Raw genomic sequence first — 17,128 nt, forward strand, 5'->3', positions numbered from 1 at the left:
GCGGAGGTGGCCGGTGGGGTGGATGGTCAGTGCTCTTGGACGGGCAGGGCGGCGACGATCTCGTGATCCTTCGGGATCAGTCCGACCTTTGCGGCGCCGCCGGGCGAGCCGATGTCGTCGAAGAACTCGACGTTGGCGCGGTAGTACTCGGACCACTGCTCCGGGGTGTCGTCCTCGTAATAGATGGCCTCCACGGGGCAGACAGGTTCGCAGGCGCCGCAGTCGACACACTCATCCGGGTGGATGTAGAGCATCCGGTCACCTTCATAGATGCAGTCCACAGGACATTCATCGATGCAGGCCTTGTCCTTCAGATCCACGCAAGGAAGGGCGATGATGTACGTCATGGACTCCTCAGTCTTTCTACGAGTGCGTGCTTAGAGTCTACCGAGATGAGGCGCGGTCCCGCACAACGATCCACTTGACCAGGACCATTGCGAGCAGGGTCACCACGGCTGCGCCCAGCCACCAGATCAACGAGGCCAGGGTGGGGCCGGGAAGCAGCTCCATGGCCTCGGGGCTGTAAGGGACCACCAGCTGATCGGGGCCGGGCCAGAGGTAGGCGATGGTGGCCACCGTGAAGGTGGTCACGCCCATGACCATAGGTTCGGCCAGGGACCCGCTCTTCAGCCCCGCCCAGAGCTGCGCCATCAGGCACATCACGAGCGCCAGCAGCGCACCCCAGGGGATGACCGTGCCGGTCTCGGTGGAACCGAGCACCAGGATGTTGCCGTGCAGGACGGTGCCCAGGATCCCGAGGACCACCCCGGCGGAGAAGCAGACTCCCATCAGCACTGGGCTGAGGGAGCGGCGTCGCCGCGCGGGGGTCTCGGGATGCCCGGTGTCCTGCGCCGCGGACACTACTGTGCCGCGCTCTTCTTCTTACGAGTTTCCTTCATGCGCTCCGAAGAGTTCAGGATGACCTTGCGGATGCGGATGGAGTGCGGGGTGACCTCCACGCACTCGTCCTCATTGGCGAACTCGAGGGACTCCTCGAGGGTCAGCTTGGTGGGCGGGGTCAGACCTTCGAAGGAGTCAGCAGACGCTGCACGCATATTGGTGAGCTTCTTCTCCTTCGTGATGTTGACCTCCATGTCGTCGTGGCGAGCGTTCTCGCCGACGACCATGCCCTCGTAGACCTCTTCCTGCGGGTCCACGAAGAACGTGCCGCGCTCCTGCAGGTTGATCATCGCGAACGGAGTCGCGGTGCCGGTGCGGTCGGAGATCAGCGAACCGGAGACGCGGTACTCGATCTCACCCTTCCAGGGCTCGTAGCCGGCCGCATAGGAGGAGGCGATGCCGGCGCCGCGGGTGTCGGTGAGGAACTTGGTGCGGAAGCCGATGAGCCCTCGAGCCGGCACCAGGAACTCCATGCGGATCCAGCCGGTGCCGTTGTTGGTCATCGTGACCATCGTGCCCTTGCGAGCAGCCATGAGCTGGGTGATCGCGCCCATGAACTCGTCAGGGGCATCGATGGTCATGTTCTCCATCGGCTCATGCAGCTTGCCGTCGATCTCCCGGGTGACGACCTGCGGCTTGCCCACGGTCAGCTCGAAGCCTTCGCGGCGCATCTGCTCGACCAGGATGGCAAGCGCGAGCTCACCACGACCCTGGACCTCCCAGGTGTCCGGACGCTCGGTGGGGAACACCTTGAGCGAGACGTTGCCGATGAGCTCCTTGTCCAGGCGATCCTTCACCTGGCGGGCGGTGACCTTGGCGCCCTTGACGCGGCCGGCCATCGGAGAGGTGTTGATGCCGATGGTCATGGAGATCGCGGGATCGTCCACGACGATGTTCGGCAGCGGCTTGGGGTTGTCCAGGTCCGTCAGGGTCTCACCGATCATGATGTCGGAGATGCCGGCGACGGCGACGATCTCGCCGGGTCCGGCGGAGTCAGCGGAGACGCGCTCCAGGCCCTTGGTGGCGAGCAGCTCGGTGATCTTGACGGTCTTCAGCGAGCCGTCCTTGCGGGCCCAGGCGACCTGCTGGTTCTTCTTCAGCGTGCCGTTGAAGATGCGCAGCAGGGCCAGACGACCCAGGAACGGCGAGGCGTCCAGGTTCGTGACGTGGGCCTGGAGGACCTCTTCGGCGTCGTACTTGGGGGCGGGGACGTGCTCGAGGATGGTGTCGAACAGCGGCTCGAGGTCCTCGCTGTCGGGCAGTCCGCCGTCGGCGGGCTGGGTCTTGGAGGCGCGGCCCGCCTTGCCGGAGGCGAAGACCACGGGCACGTCCAGCACGGAGTCGAGGTCCAGCTCGGGGTTCTCCTCGGCGACGTCGGAGGCCAGGCCCAGCAGCAGGTCCATGGTGTCGGAAACGACGCCGTCGATGCGTGCATCGGGGCGGTCGGTCTTGTTGACGACCAGGATCACAGGAAGCTGAGCATTCAGTGCCTTGCGCAGCACGAAGCGGGTCTGCGGCAGCGGGCCCTCGGAGGCGTCCACCAGCAGGACCACTCCGTCGACCATGGAGAGGCCGCGCTCGACCTCGCCGCCGAAGTCGGCGTGACCGGGGGTGTCGATGACGCTGATGGTGACCTCATCGGTGCCCGCGCGCTCCTTGGCGGCGGGGCCCGAGTAGAACACGGTGGTGTTCTTGGCCAGGATCGTGATGCCCTTCTCCTTCTCGAGCTCACCGGAGTCCATGACCCGGTCCTCGAGATCGCCGTGGCCACCGACAGACTTGGTCTGGGTGAGCATGGCATCGACCAGCGTGGTCTTGCCGTGGTCGACGTGGGCGACGATGGCGACGTTGCGCAGATCCTGGCGCTCGTCAGTGCCTGCAAGTGCGCGAGCGGCGGCAGTGGTCATAAGTGGGGCAACGCCTTCCATAGAGGAGATGTGACTTCGTGGACGTCAGCGTCATGGGCTGACTCGTCCGCGTCACGTCGTGGTTCAACAGTGTTCTTCAGTGTGGATTCGGGTGGGTCAGAGCGCACAGCAACGCGGCTGTGTCGCGACCACACCATTCAAGTGTACGGCCTGACACCGCGAGACCGGCAATGAGTTGCATCACCGGTCTCGCGGATGAGGGGCCCTGGCCGTGCTGCACCAGGGAGATCAGGGCTCGGTTCTAGTGGTGCGCAGGGGCCACTCGCTCGTTCGGCGCCGCGTGGTGGCAGGCGGCCGCCTGGGTGATCCGACCGCGTGAGATCAGCTCGGGCTCCTGGGTGGCGCAGATCTCCGTGGCCTTCCAGCAGCGCGTGCGGAAGCGGCAGCCCGAGGGTGGGTTCGCCGGGTTCGGCGGGTCCCCCTGGAGCACGATCTGTTCGCGCTCGCCGCGCAGCGTGGGATCCGGGAGCGGCACGGCGGAGAGCAGCGCCTGGGTATAGGGGTGGGCGGGAGCGTTGTAGATCTCCTCCTGCGTGCCCAGTTCGGCGAGCTTGCCCAGATACATGACACCCACCCGGTCCGAGATGTGCCGGACCACTGAGAGATCGTGGGCGATGAAGATGTAGCTGAGCCCGAACTGCTTCTGCAGATCATCGAGCAGGTTCATCACCTGCGCCTGCACTGAGACATCCAGTGCGGAGACCGGCTCATCGCAGATGATGACATCCGGGTTCAGCGCGAGGCCGCGGGCGATCCCGATGCGCTGGCGCTGGCCGCCGGAGAACTGGTGCGGGTAGCGGTTGATGTGCTCCGGGTTCAGCCCCACCAGGTCCAGCAGCTCCTTCACCCGGTTGCGGATGCCCTGCTTGGGCTTCTCCTCCGGGTGCAGCTTGAACGGCTCGGCGATGATGTCTCCCACCGACATTCGCGGGTTCAGTGAGGTGTAGGGGTCCTGGAAGATGATCTGGATCTTGCGCCGCAGTCGGCGCAGCTCATCTCCCTTGACGGAGAGGAAGTCCTCTCCGCGGAACTTGACGCTGCCGGCGTCGGGCTCCTCCAGCCGCATCAGCAGCTTCGCCAGCGTGGACTTGCCACAGCCGGACTCCCCGACGATGCCCAGCGTCTCGCCCTCACGCAGGTTGAAGCTGACGCCGTCCACCGCCTTGACGGCGCCGACCTTGCGCTGGAACACGATGCCCTGGGTGATCGGGAAGTGCTTGACCAGGCCATCGACCTGGAGCACGGACTTCTTGTCCGCGAACGGATCCGCCGCAGCGGGTACTGAGAGACTCATTCTGGTGCCTCCTCGGAGACGGGGATCATGCCGGCGCCCGTGGGTGACGGGCGCTGCGTGCGTGTGGCGGTGCCGGCGTAGACGTCCTCGGCATAGTGGCAGGCCGAGAGATGCCCCTCGGCGATCAGTCGCAGCTCGGGACGCTCGGTCCGGCACCGGTCGGTGGCGAATTCGCAGCGCGGGCTGAACGGGCAACCTGAGGGCAGGTCAGTCAACGACGGCGGCAGCCCCGGTATAGCGCGCAGGCGTCCGCCCTCGTCGTCGATCCGCGGGATCGAGGACAGCAGACCCTGGGTGTAGGGGTGTCCCGGCTTGCCGTAGATCTCATAGACGTCCGCGGCCTCCATCACACGACCGGAATACATCACCGCGATCTTGTCCGCGACGTCGGCGACCACGCCGAGGTCATGGGTGATCAGAATGAGTCCCATGTTGAACTCTTTCTGCAGGTCCTTCAGCAGTCGCATGACCTGGGCCTGCACCGTGACGTCCAGGGCCGTGGTGGGCTCATCGGCGATCAGCACATCCGGGTCCAGGGCGATGGCCATGGCGATCATGATGCGCTGGCGCATGCCGCCGGAGAACTGATGCGGGTAATCCCCTGCACGCTCCTCGGCCGCGGGGATGCCCACTCGGGTCATCATCTCCACGGCCTTGACCCTGGCCTCCTTGCGCTTCATGCCGTGGTGGACGCGGAACATCTCGGCGATCTGCCAGCCCACCGGCATGACGGGGTTCAGCGCGGAGAGCGCGTCCTGGAAGATCATGGCGATCTTGCCCCCGCGCAGCCTGCGCCTGGACTCCTCACTCATGGTGAGCAGGTCATCGCCGCGGTAGCGGATCTCGCCACCGGCGATCCGCCCCGGGGGCATGTCCAGGATGCCCATGATGGTCTGTGCCGTCACGGACTTCCCCGAGCCGGACTCGCCGAGGATGGCCAGCGTCTCGCCGGCGTGCAGGGTGAAGTTCAACCCGTTGATCGCCTCCGCGACGCCAGCCTTGGTGCGAAACTCCACGTGCAGGTCCTTGACCTCCAGCAACGGGGCGTCGCCGGGGCGGGTGCCGGGGGCGATGCGGGTCGAGGTCTGGGATTCAGTCATGAGATCCAGCCCTTCACTTCTTGGATTTGGGATCAAGGGCGTCGCGCACGGCGTCACCCATGGTCATGAACGCGAACACCGTGAGCCCGACGAAGATCACCGGGAACAGCAACAGGTGCGGTGAGGTCTGCAGATACTGTCGTGCATCTGAGAGCTGCAGGCCCCAGGAGATGGCCGGGAGCTGCAGGCCGACGCCGAGGAAGGTCAGCACGGCCTCGGCGCCGATGATGATGCCGGTGAAGACCGTGGCATAACCGATGACCGGTCCCAGCGAGTTCGGCAGGATATGCCGACGCATGATCGTGATCGGTCCCGCGCCCAGGGCTCGAGCCGCCATCACGAAGTCGGAGTTCACCACTGAGATCACCGAGCCGCGCATCAGACGCGTCATCGTGGGCCACATGAAGATGATCAGCACGAAGGACACTTCACGCACGCCTTGGGCCTGGAAGGCCTGGAGTGCGTTCAGCAGGACCAGCGCCCCGAGGATGTAAGGCACGGCGAAGACCATATCGGTGATGCGGGAGATGAGGGCGTCCACCCATCCGCCGGAGTAGCCGGCCACCAGCCCGAGCAGCACCGCAACGATGAAGGTGCCGATGGCAACGATGAACCCGATCGCGATGGAGTTCCGCGCGCCGTGGATCACTCGGCTGTAATAGTCGCAGCCCTGAACGTCGGTGCCGAACCAGAATTCGCCGGAGGGGTCCTGTCGGCTTCTGGAGAGCAGGCACTCCCGCGGGTCGGTGTTGGTGAACAGCTGCGGGAACACTGCCATGGTCAGGAAGATCAGCAGCAGCACCGCCGAGACGATGAACCAGGGATTCCTGCGCAGGGAACGCCAGGCGTCGGCCAGCAGACTGGCCTCCTCGGTCTTCTGCTCTGATTTTCCTGAGGTCTCCAGCTGGGAGTCGATCGGCGCTGTGCGCGCCTCGGCTTTATGCATCTCACTCATAACGGATCCTTGGGTCGAGAAGGCCATAGAGGATGTCGACGATCAGGTTGATCAGCACGAAGAAGATCACGAAGAGGGTCACAATGCCGACGACGACGGTGCCCTCCTGAGCCTGAATCGAACGATAGACCTGCTCACCGAGTCCCGGCAGGTTGAAGATCGCCTCCACGACGATCGACCCAGCCATCATGCTCGCCAGGTCGGCGCCGATGAAGGTGACGGCGGGAATCAGGGAGTTGCGCAGGCCGTGGCGGGTGACCACCCGAGTGCGCTTCATGCCCTTGGCCGTGGCCGTGCGGACGTAATCGGATGTCAGGGAATCCAGCAGCTCGCTGCGGACCAACCGCGCAAGAATGCCGGTGGACACTGAGGCCATGGCCAGCGCCGGAAGGATATAGCTGATCAGGCCGTCGTTGATCCCGGCGATCGGGAAAAGACCCAGGTTCAGCCCGAAGACCAGCTGCATGAGAAAGGCGATGACCAGCGTGGGCAGAGCCACCATGGTCACCGTGGCCACCTGGACGAATCGGTCGAAGAAGCGGTCGCGGTAGAGCGCGGCCAGGATGCCGGCGATGATGCCCATGATCGTCTGGATGACGAAGGTCACCAGGGCGAGTGTCGCGGTGACGGGCAGTCGCTGGGCGATCAGGTCGGAGACCGGGCGCCCGTTGAAGGTCGTGCCGAAGTCTCCAGCGCTGATGATGCCCCAGAGGTATTTGGCGTACTGGACGAAGAAGGGGTCATCCAGGTTGTACTGCTCGCGCAGCGTCTCTCTGACGGCGTCGCTCATCGGGCGATCACCGGCGAGGGCCCGGATGGGATCCCCGGGCATGGCGAAGACCAGCGCGTAGACGATCAACGTGGAGATCAGGATGACCGGAACGAATTGGAGCAGACGCCGAATGATATAGCGGGTCATTGCTGTCCTTGTGGGTACGGGCGGTGGCGCGGGTGCACCGAGCGACTGGCTCGACGGAGAGGTCTTCTCCAATGCCGAGGTCGAGGCCGCGATCAATGATAGGGAGTCGGAGCGATTCTGCTGAATCGACGATCCGACACGGAAAGGCGCGGCCTACACGGTGTCCGCATAGGCCGCGCCTGTGCCGTTGAGGATTACTCCTCGGTGACGACGACGTCCTCAAGGTGGGTGTAGGTGGCCTGGTCCATGAAGATTGAATCTCCATCGACCCGGTCGCTGTGCACCACGAGGTAGTTCGAGAACCACATCGGGATGACCGGCATGTCCTCGAGCAGGATCGCTTCGGCCTCGGTGTACATCTCGGCTGCGGTGTCCGGATCAGTCTCGGCGTTGGCCTCGTTGATCAGGTCATCGAACTCCTCGTTGGAGTAGCCCGCGTAGTTCGAGGAAGCCCCCGTGGCGTAGATGGGCTCCATGGCGTACTGCGCGCTGGGGTAGGAGAGGCTCCAGCCCAGACGGTACGGGCCGGTGACTTCCTTCTCGTCATGAAGGGCCAGGTACTGGGCGAAGTCCAGGGACTCGAACTCGACGTTCTCGACGCCCAGGTTCTGCTGCCACTGGTTGGAGACTGCCTCCACCCATTCCTCGTGACCTGCACCGGAGTTGAAGTAGATGGTCAGGTCAGTGGGGCCGCCAGCTTCTTCATAGAGCTCCTTAGCGGCCTCGGGATCGTACTCGCAGAACTCGCAGTTGCCCTCGCCGGCATCGGAGAGAGCCGGCGGGATGATGTTCGCGGCAGGTGTCTGCGCGCCGTCGAAGATCGCGTCGATGATGGCCTGACGGTCGATCGCCATGGACAGCGCGTGACGCACGTCCACGTCCTGGAACTCCTCCTGGTAGAGCGGGAGTCCCATGTAGGTGAAGGAGGAGGTGTCGAAGTCGGCGTAGTTCTCGCCGAAGTCCGACTCCACGGTCGCGCGGCGGTTCGGCGGCGCGGCGTCGAGGATGTCGAGGTTGCCGGACTGCACGTCCAGGTAGGCAGTCTCGATATCGGTGTACATCTTCCATTCGATGCGCTGCGGCAGACCCGGATCCTCACCGGCCCAGTCCTCGAAGCGCTCGACGGCGATCTGCACGTCGTGCTCCCACTCGCCGTCCATCATGTACCGACCGTTGCCGACCGGCGCCTGCTCGAAGGCCTCGATGTCCTCGTAGGCCACCGAGGGCATCGGGTAGAACGCGGTGTAGGTCAGCATGTCGGGCAGCGGAGAGAAGGGCTCGGTGAGCTCGATCTCGAGAGTGTAGTCGTCCACTGCACGGACGCCTTCCATCTCCTCGGCATCGCCGTCGACGACCTCCTGGTAGCCCACGAAGTTGTCGAAGAAGTTCGCGCTCTGCTGCGCATTGTCCGGATCGACGACCCAGTTGTAGGTGTCCACGAAGGTCTGAGCCGTGATCTCTTCACCGTCGTGGAAGGTCCAGTCCTCACCCAGGGTGAAGGTCCAGGTCTGGTTGTCCTCGGTGTCCCAGGACTCAGCAACGCCCGGCATGGGCTCGTTGGTCTCGAGATCGGTCTGGACCAGTCCGGTGAACAGGGAGTCCAGAACCCAGGATCCGCAGACCTCGGTGGAGTTGCCCGGCACCAGGAACTGCGGTTCACAGTTGTATGCGGAGACGGTGCCGCCGCCTTCGACGCCCTGCGCAGCTTCGCCGTTGTCGCCGCCGCCGTTGTCATCGCCACCGCCGCAGGCGGACAGCACCAGGGCTGCCGCTGCGGTCACGGCGACCGCACCCGTCGCGCGTCGGCGACGGGAAGAGTTTTTCACGTGCATATTCTGTTTCTCCTCAGAGGAATGCGAGCTTCATGGGCACATCGGAGACCTGTACGAGAGTGTTGTATGGGTCACCTGTGGCAGTGAGCCTAGCAGGGCGATTTCCCAGGTTGAGTTCAGCCTGCGTTAACCCTGGCGCGTCCCACTCATTTCCTACGCGCTCCCACACCCTGACCCGCGACACACATTGCGCGACGCGAAAGATCACAGCCGCAGCGACGTGCCGAGCCTGTAACACGAGCAGAAAAAGCTCAGCGATCAGAGCCCCGCCGCGGAATCACGTGGACGTGGCGCCGAGGAGAGCCCGGGATCCCGGACTCGCCGTAGAGGTTGTGACCGCCGCCACACGAACAGATGAAACCCTGTGTTAACACGGGCCTTCGCGGCTTGCTACCCACCGGTAGATGGCGCCGACCTGCGAATAAGTCAGACTGTTACGAAACCTCTGCGGAGGGCTCTGCCGCACCTCAGCGCCGCCAGGAGGCCTCCGGATCCGAGGTCTCTCCCTTGGTGACGCGCAGCGCCTGTCCCTGAGCCACCAGCTCTTCGTACTTCTTGGACTTCTTCTCTGCCGTGCTCATATCGCGCGGGGGCAGCATGATGGTGCGCTCGGCCTCGATCCCGCTCTGCAGCTGGCGTCCACGTTCGAGCTCGGAATCGAACTCTGCCCCGAGCAGGATCACGAGGTTCATGATGTAGATCCAGATCAGGAAGATGATCACGCCGGCCAGCGCGCCGTAGGTGGCCTGGTAACTGCCGAAGTTGGTGATGTAGAACGCCACACCCGCGGTGGCAAGGATCATCACCACGATCGCCACCACGGCCCCGGCCGACATCCAGCGAACACCGGGCTGCCGCAGGTTCGGGGTGGCGTAGTAGAGCAGTGCGATGCAGAGGACGATGACGAGCAGCAGCACGGGGTACTTCGCCCAGTTGAAGACCGTCAGCGCGGTGCTGCCGAGTCCCACGGTGTTGCCCAGGGATTCAGCGACCGGGCCGGAGACCACAAGCAGCACTGCCGAGACGGCCACGAGGACGATCAGGGCGGCGGTGATGACGTAGAAGAACGGGCGCAGCTTGAGGATCGACCGGCCCTCCTCCACCTCATAGATCCGGTTCATGGCCCGGGAGAAGGCGTTGACGTAGTTCGAGGCCGTCCACAGGGCGGTCAGGATGCCGAGGATCAGCCCCAGTCCAGCCCCTTGGACGCTGGTGATCTGTTCGATGACCGGACGGACCTTCTGCATCGTGTCGGATTCGACCAGACCGGCGGCGGTCTCCAGAAGAAAGTCTCGAGTGGATTCGCCCTGGCCGATCACCGACATCATGGAGACCAGGGCGATGAGCGCCGGGAACACTGAGAGCACCGTGTAGTAGGTCAGCCCGGCAGCCAGGTCCGTGCAGCCGTCGCGGCCGAACTCCGCGAAGGTGCGCTTGATGCTGTACTTCCAGGTGGTCCCTGTCAGCTTGGTCGGCGACTTGAGCTTGCGGCGCTTGAGCCTCCGCTCGGCACCGGAGGCCTCTGTGGCCTGCCGTGCCTCCGCATAGTCTTCGCGCTGACGATTCTTGACCATGTAGGGCTGATCGGCGGCCGCCCAGATGGTGCCGACCTGCAGCTGATCTGCATAGGTGGGTGAGGAGCTGGGAGCCCCATGGTCCTCAATCGGGTGCCGACGCTCGCGGTGCGCCCGCAGGACGCCTTCGACGCGCTCGCGCGTATCGGAATTGGATGGTCGACCCTGCGGGTCCGAATCAGTGCTCATGGACTCAAACTATCCGGATGTCAGCACAACACCAACTGGGGATCAGCTCCTGTCTGGACTGCGCCGCGTCAGCCTCAGCTCGTCGATATGAGTGATCTCAGCCGGCAGCGCGTTGTTGAGGTATCCGGCTCGGGCGATGGCCATGGATCCCACTGCGGAGGTGAGCAGCTGCGCGATGATCGCGATGACCGCCTTGAGCAGATTCAGCCCGCTGAAATCCATCAGGAGTGCACCCAGCACGATGGAGGCGACGCCGAGGCCCGCCGAGGTTCCCACCGCAGAAGCACGCAGGTAGAGGTCCGGCAGTTTGAACAGCCCGATGGCTGAGACGACGATCGTGCCGATGCCCAGGAAAATGAACACCAGGCCGAGGGCCTCGATGATGTCGATGAGTTCCATCAGCGACGGCCTCCTGACCCGAGTCGTGCCATGGACAGGGCTGCCATGAAGCCCAGCAGCGTGGCGATGAGGATGATGTCAAAGAGTGCGTCGATGCCGGTGCGCAGTCCGATCAAGGCCACAAAGCCGATCGTGGCGAAGAAGATCAGATCTGCAGCCACCGCACGGTCCATGGTCCGGGGTCCGAGAAAACCTCGCACGGAGGCGATGATCATCCCGATGGCCAGCAGGAACAGGGCGACCTCGAGGGTCCATTCGGAGATCATGGGTTCTCACCTGACCCGGTGGGCGGGTGCGCAGACGCCCCGGGGGTCCCCGACGGCGGGGCGGCCTCGTCGAGCGGACGGACCACGGGACGTTCGGTGGGACGTGACAGGTCTCCGGGCTCTCGGCGCATCGCGTGCAGCAGCCGATCCTCCATCTCCTGGATCTCGGCCACGAGCTGCTCCCGGGAATCCACGAACATGCCGTGCACGTAGAGAATGCCATGCTCACGCGAGATGGTGATCGTCAGTGTGCCGGGAGTCAGCGTGATCAGCGAGGAGATCAGCGTCCATTCGCTGTCGGTCCGCGAGGCCGCAGGCACGGCGACGATGGCCGGACGCATCTTCATCCGGCGACGCGGACGCAGCACATCGGCGGTGACCGAAAGGTTCGCCAGCAGGAACTCCTTGGCATACCACGCCAGGAATCCGATGATCCGGAAGGGCCAGCTCATCATGCTCCGTTCACCGCCCTCACATAGTCCATCGGGTTGAGCAGATTCTCGGCAGCGGTGGCGGACCAGCCCATCAGCAGCTCCGCCCCGAGCCCGAAGAAGAGCGTGATGCAGGCCAGCAGGATCCCCGGCATGATCAGCTTCAACGGCACCTTCACGGCCTGTCTGCCCGCGAGCACCGCGGAGGTCGTCGCGGTCGGAGGACCCACAGTGAGTGTGGGCGTCTCGGCCTGGGCCTCCACTCGCAGATACCGCTTGCCATGCATGCGCTGCTGGTAGGTCAGTGCGCGCTCCTGCAGGTCGTCGGGCTCGGCCCCCATGAAGACGCCGGTCCAGATCTTCAACATGGAGAGCAGCGTGAAGATCGAGACCACCACAGCGACCGCGGCCACCGCGTAGTGGGACTCGGCCAGCGTCGCCTGGATGATCGCGAACTTCGCCACGAAGCCGGAGAAGGGCGGCAGCCCGGCGAGCGAGAGCGCGGCGACCATGAAGGTCACCGCGATCAGCGGCTCGCGCTTGAGCATGCCGCCGAGCTTGTCGATCTCGCCGGTGCCGTAGGTCTCCTCAATGGCGCCGGTGGAGAGGAACAGCGAGGCCTTCACGATCATGTGGTGGAGCAGATAGAAGATCGCCGCGGTGAGTCCGAGCATCGTGAAGAGTCCGACACCGATCAGGATGTAGCCGATCTGGCTGATCATGTGAAAGACCAGGATCGAGCGGGTGGTCTTCTCCCCCACCGCGCCGAGCACACCGACGAGCATGGTGACCGAGGTGATCACCAGCGCCACCCAGAGGAACCGCTCGTCGCCGTCGAAGAGCAGCGAGTAGATGCGGTAGATCGCGTAGATCGCGACCTTGGTGTGGATCCCGGAGAAGAGCGCGGTGACTGCAGGTGAGGTCATCGGGTAGGTACGGGTGAGCCAGCCGTGCACCGGGACCACGGCCGCCTTGATAGAGATGGCGGTCAGCACGACTCCCCCGGCCAGGGCGACGGCGGGGTCCTCCTTGGCCGCCCCATGCAGCTCCGCGAGGTTCACCGTTCCTGCCGTGGCGTAGACCAGCGCGATGCCCACCAGCAGCAGGGTCGACGCCAAGAGGTTCACGGAGACATAGATCCGTGCGCCATGGGCCCCCAGCTTGGCACCCATCATGGCCAGCAGACCATAGGAGGGCAGCAGCATGACCTCGATGAACACGAAGAGGTTGAAGATGTCTCCGGTCATCAGCGCCCCGGAGACCCCCGCCATGAGGATCAGCACGAACGGGTGGAAGAAGCGGGCACGCGCCTCATGGGTGGCCATGGCGAAGAGCACGCTGGCGATCGCGAGCACGGTCATGACCATGAGCACCAGCGCGGACAGCGAGTCCACGACGAACGGGATGGCGATCCCCTGATCCCACAGCCCCACCTGATGAGCCAGGATGGTGCCGTCACTGGTGGCGATCACCAGCACGACGGCGAAACCGAACATCGAGATCAGCGTGCCCAGGCTGAGCACATGGCGAATGATGCGCTTCTTGCGCACCGCCACGCCGACCGCGCCGAGCAGCAGCGGGATGCCCACCAGCAGGGGCAGCAGGGCTGGGAGCGTCTGAATCATCGGGTCTCCCCCTCCCTGGTCTGGGCAGCCTCTGGGGCTGCGACGTCCGGCGTTGCGGCACTCGGGGCGGCCGGCTCGGAATTCTCGACCCCTGAGGCCTTCTCCGGCCAGGGGTCGCCGGTCTCGTCCTCGCCGTGGTCCACCACGATGTCACCAGACTCGGTGGTCAGACCGTAGTAGCCGGCGTCGTTGGTATCACCGCGGTCCGCTGCGAGCAGCCGGGCCGGTGAGGCCTCGACATCTTCGGTGTCGTCATCGGTGGTGGTGGTGATCGCCAGGGTGACCATGAACATGGAGATGGAGAACGCAATCACGATGGCGGTGAGCACGAAGGCCTGCGGCAGCGGGTCCGCCTGCTGGCTTGGATCCCCGGAGCCGATATAGGAGACCCCGCGAAAGGCGGTGTTGCCGGCCGCGAAGAGCACGAGGTTCGCGGCATGGCTGATCAGCACGAACCCGAGCACGATCCGAATCATGCCGCGCTGCATGAACAGATACACGGCCGCAGCGGTGAGCAGTCCGACGGCGATGGCGATGCTCATCGGTCATTCACCCCCTTCGGCTCGATGTCTGCGTGGATCCCCGGCGCAGCCTCACCGGACTGCACCTCGAAGGGCAGGTCCCCGGGGTCCGCGTGGTACCCCGCGGGGACCTTCAGCGTAGACAGCTCAGCCTCGCTGGTGCCGTGAGCGCGGCGGTGTGCCTGAAGCAGCTCCGCCGGGTAGCGCTGGGCCTGGCCGAGGCGGTCCAGCGCGACGAGCACGGCGCCGATGACGGCGAGGTAGATGCCGACGTCGAAGATCAGCGCCGTGGTGAAGGAGAAGCCGGCGTCGGAGCCCCAGGGCAGCGGAAGCCCCTCGGCGATCACCACGGGGCGGAGGAAGGAACCCTCGAGGTAGCCGGCCAGTCCGATGGCGGCGCCTGTCACCACGCCGCCGACGATCACCAGCGCATAGTCGAAGCGCAGCTTGACCGCGGAGTCCGAGGGGGCGACGAGGTAGCGCAACGCGAAGAAGCCGCCGGCCACCAGGGCCGCGATGAATCCGCCGCCGGAGTCGTAATGGCCGCGCAGCAGCAGGATCAGCGAGAGCAGCACGATGAACGGCGCCATCCAGTTGAACACGCTGCGCATCGCGGTGGTGTTGTCCCCGGCGTGATCCAGCGGCGTCCCGGTCCACTGCCGCGAGTCGGGCGGCTCGTTGTCCGAGGTGGAGAACGCGGAGTTCAGAAGCGCCAGGATCGCGAATCCCGCGACGCCGAGCACGGTGAGCTCGCCGAAGGTATCCAGCGCACGGAAGTCCACCAGGATCGAGTTCACCACGTTCAGCGCGCCGGTGGTCTCGTAGGTGTTCTCCATGTACCACTGCGAGGCAGGTGACTGCCCGCGGCGCCCGGTCAGCGCGAAGGTGGCACCGAAGGCCATCACGCCGAAGCCCAGCGCCACCGCGATGGCGAGGAACTGGCGCCTGCGGGTGATCTTGTGGAACGTCTTGGGCAGCTTGCGCAGCACCAGAACCAGCACCACCACGGTGAGGATCTCCACGAGCAGCTGGGTCATCCCCACGTCGACGGCGCCGAGGGCGAAGAACCAGGCGGCGACGACGAACCCGGCACCACCGGCCAGCACCACGGCGGCGGCCCGGTTCTTCGAGACGACGGTGCCTGCCAGGAAGCAGACCAGCAGGATGATCAGCACCCAGTCCGTCATGCGGGTGTGGCCCGGATCGAATTCCCCGACCTCTGGAGCATTCACCAGGCCCGCGATGAAGAGCCCGGCGAGCAGAATGCCCGGAGCGGCGAGATGCAGCCCATGCATGTCTGAGCGGGTGATGTCCCCGACGCGGCGCCCGAAGTTGATCGCGCCGGAGCGCATGGCCTCCACGACCTGAACGCCGGTGAAGGGGAGCAGCGTGCGGGGAATGAGGTTGTCCAGCCGCGCGCGCATCAGCACGGCGAACAGACCCCCGACGATGATCACCGCGGAGAGCAGCAGCTCCACGGTGAATCCATGCCAGAGCAGGAAATGCGCCTCATAGGTCTCGGTGTGGGCGGCGTCGGCCGCCTGGGTGACCAGGCCGTCGAAGACGAAGGGCACGAAGCCCAGCAGCAGTCCGGCGGCGGCCGGGATCAGCGCGGGCAGGTAGAAGGAAGCGGGGGCCTCATGGGATTCCGTCGGGTCGATCAGCTCATGCGCCTCGTCCTTGGCTCCGGCTCCGGTGTAGGTCGTGAAGGCGCCGAGCACGATCCGACCGCAGTAGGCGAAGGTGCCGATGGCCGCGAGCACCGCGAGCAGGGTCAGCGTCCAGGTCAGCGGGGCCGGCATATCGGCGGAGAGGAAGCCTGTCAGCAGGTGTTCCTTGGAGACGAAGCCCAGCAGCGGAGGCACACCCGCCATGGAGAGCGATGAGATCAGCGTGATGACCAGCGAGACGCGCATGGTCCGGCTCAGCCCGTGCAGCCGACGGATGTCACGAGAATGCGCCTCATGTTCGATGATGCCCACCATCATGAACAGCGCCGACTTGAACAGGGCGTGTGCGATCACGTGGATGGTCGCGGCGACCAGGGCAGTGGGTGTGCCGATCCCGATGACGGCGACCAGGAACCCCAGCTGCGAGACGGTGGAGTACGCCATGATCTCTTTGATGTCGTGGCGCTGGAGCGCGAAGAGCGCACCCATCAGTGCGGTGGTCAGCCCGGCGCTGATCAGCAGCACCTGCCAGAGCGTGGAGTCCTCGAACACCGGCGAGAAGCGCAGGAGCAGGTAGATCCCCGCCTTGACCATCGCTGCGGCATGCAGATACGCCGAGACCGGAGCCGGCGCAACCATGGCGTCGGGCAGCCAGAGGTGGAAGGGGAACTGCGCGGACTTGGTGAACGCGGCGAAGGCGATGAGCACTGCCACCACGGAGGTGAAGGTGGCGTTGTCCTGCCAGGCGCTGTGCGTCAGCGCCTCGGAGATCCGGGTGGTGCCGGTCTCCACGATGATCAGCAGCACCACGCTCAGCAGTCCCAGGCCGCCGGCGGCGGTGATCAGCAGGGTGCGCTGCGCGGGGGCGGGCGCCTTCTCTCCGGAACGGTTGATCAGGAAGAAGGAGCACAGCGTGGTGAACTCCCAGAAGACGAAGAGCAGGATCAGGTCATCTGCCAACACCATCCCGCTCATCGCGAAGACGAAGAGCAGCATCCACAGGTAGTAGTCCGAGGTCTTCTTCTGCACGGAGAAGTAGCGCGCCGAGTAGGCCATCACCAGGGCGCCGATGAAGATCACCAGCAGCAGGAAGACCATCGCAAGCCCGTCCAGACGGAAGCTCAGGCCGACGTCGATGGTGGGGATCCAGGGCAGGTGCTCCTGGATCACGCCGCCTTCCAGCAATGTGGGCATCCATGGCAGCGCGGATATTCCGATCCCGGTCAGCGCCACTGCGGCAAAGAACCCGGTGTCCCGGCCCAGCGCGCGATGCACCAGCACGGAGATGGGCACCAGGGCCAGAGTCAGCAGGAGCAGCACCGTGAGGGTCATCGGCGGGCCACCGCCGGCGCACCCAGGCGCAGGAAAGGCGTTCGCGAATGCATGGTGCCTCCAGTCGGTGCGGATATGACGGCGCGGTGAAGCTCAATCGCCGACCAGACTTCCCGGCACACCAGTGACTGACTATATCCATCGAGTCGATCACTCAGCAATCGAGTCTGCATGCTGGACGACTGTCCGCGCG

Annotated in this window: 15 protein-coding genes; all 15 read right to left on the bottom strand. The window is 65.0% G+C overall.

Going from position 1 to position 17,128, the window contains the following annotated elements; translation table 11 throughout:
- Positions 1-26: 26 nt before the first annotated feature.
- Positions 27-347, bottom strand: a complete 321-nt coding sequence (gene fdxA, locus IY716_RS04945; protein WP_218220465.1) for a ferredoxin — start codon at positions 345-347, stop codon at positions 27-29.
- A 37-nt stretch (positions 348-384) separates the two neighbouring features.
- Complete coding sequence (locus tag IY716_RS04950) at positions 385-861, bottom strand: hypothetical protein (protein ID WP_218220466.1); 477 nt, start codon at positions 859-861, stop codon at positions 385-387.
- On the bottom strand, positions 861-2,807 hold the full coding sequence (gene typA, locus IY716_RS04955; protein ID WP_218220467.1) for a translational GTPase TypA: 1,947 nt from the start codon (positions 2,805-2,807) through the stop codon (positions 861-863). Before typA ends, IY716_RS04950 begins: the two co-directional genes overlap by 1 nt.
- A 262-nt stretch (positions 2,808-3,069) precedes the next feature.
- Complete coding sequence (locus tag IY716_RS04960) at positions 3,070-4,122, bottom strand: ABC transporter ATP-binding protein (protein WP_218220468.1); 1,053 nt, start codon at positions 4,120-4,122, stop codon at positions 3,070-3,072.
- Complete coding sequence (locus IY716_RS04965) at positions 4,119-5,222, bottom strand: ABC transporter ATP-binding protein (protein ID WP_218220469.1); 1,104 nt, start codon at positions 5,220-5,222, stop codon at positions 4,119-4,121. Before IY716_RS04965 ends, IY716_RS04960 begins: the two co-directional genes overlap by 4 nt.
- 13 nt (positions 5,223-5,235) lie before the next feature.
- Complete coding sequence (locus IY716_RS04970) at positions 5,236-6,177, bottom strand: ABC transporter permease (RefSeq protein WP_255316430.1); 942 nt, start codon at positions 6,175-6,177, stop codon at positions 5,236-5,238.
- Complete coding sequence (locus tag IY716_RS04975; RefSeq protein ID WP_218220471.1) at positions 6,170-7,096, bottom strand: ABC transporter permease; 927 nt, start codon at positions 7,094-7,096, stop codon at positions 6,170-6,172. Before IY716_RS04975 ends, IY716_RS04970 begins: the two co-directional genes overlap by 8 nt.
- A 194-nt stretch (positions 7,097-7,290) precedes the next feature.
- Positions 7,291-8,922 (bottom strand): ABC transporter substrate-binding protein, encoded by a 1,632-nt coding sequence (locus IY716_RS04980; protein ID WP_218220472.1) that lies wholly within the window; start codon positions 8,920-8,922, stop codon positions 7,291-7,293.
- Between the two features lie 473 nt (positions 8,923-9,395).
- Positions 9,396-10,691, bottom strand: coding sequence for a YihY/virulence factor BrkB family protein (locus IY716_RS04985; RefSeq protein WP_218220473.1), 1,296 nt, complete (start codon positions 10,689-10,691; stop codon positions 9,396-9,398).
- Between the two features lie 42 nt (positions 10,692-10,733).
- Positions 10,734-11,090 carry a monovalent cation/H(+) antiporter subunit G gene (locus IY716_RS04990; RefSeq protein ID WP_255316431.1) on the bottom strand — a complete coding sequence of 119 codons (357 nt, stop codon included), beginning with the start codon at positions 11,088-11,090 and terminating at the stop codon, positions 10,734-10,736.
- On the bottom strand, positions 11,090-11,356 hold the full coding sequence (locus tag IY716_RS04995) for a monovalent cation/H+ antiporter complex subunit F (protein WP_218220474.1): 267 nt from the start codon (positions 11,354-11,356) through the stop codon (positions 11,090-11,092). The genes IY716_RS04990 and IY716_RS04995 overlap by 1 nt, the downstream gene beginning before the upstream one ends.
- Positions 11,353-11,808 (bottom strand): Na+/H+ antiporter subunit E, encoded by a 456-nt coding sequence (locus IY716_RS05000; protein ID WP_218220475.1) that lies wholly within the window; start codon positions 11,806-11,808, stop codon positions 11,353-11,355. The genes IY716_RS04995 and IY716_RS05000 overlap by 4 nt, the downstream gene beginning before the upstream one ends.
- A complete protein-coding gene (locus tag IY716_RS05005; RefSeq protein WP_218220476.1) occupies positions 11,808-13,412 on the bottom strand; it encodes a monovalent cation/H+ antiporter subunit D family protein in 1,605 nt (534 codons plus the stop codon). Before IY716_RS05005 ends, IY716_RS05000 begins: the two co-directional genes overlap by 1 nt.
- Positions 13,409-13,954: a cation:proton antiporter subunit C gene (locus IY716_RS13995; protein ID WP_218220477.1), complete on the bottom strand. Its 546-nt coding sequence runs from the start codon at positions 13,952-13,954 to the stop codon at positions 13,409-13,411. The genes IY716_RS05005 and IY716_RS13995 overlap by 4 nt, the downstream gene beginning before the upstream one ends.
- Positions 13,951-16,935, bottom strand: a complete 2,985-nt coding sequence (locus IY716_RS05015) for a DUF4040 family protein (protein WP_218220478.1) — start codon at positions 16,933-16,935, stop codon at positions 13,951-13,953. The genes IY716_RS13995 and IY716_RS05015 overlap by 4 nt, the downstream gene beginning before the upstream one ends.
- Positions 16,936-17,128 lie beyond the last annotated feature (193 nt).

Origin of the sequence: Nesterenkonia sp. Act20 (assembly GCF_019173455.1) — a bacterium.
In the GTDB taxonomy this organism is placed as follows: domain Bacteria; phylum Actinomycetota; class Actinomycetes; order Actinomycetales; family Micrococcaceae; genus Nesterenkonia.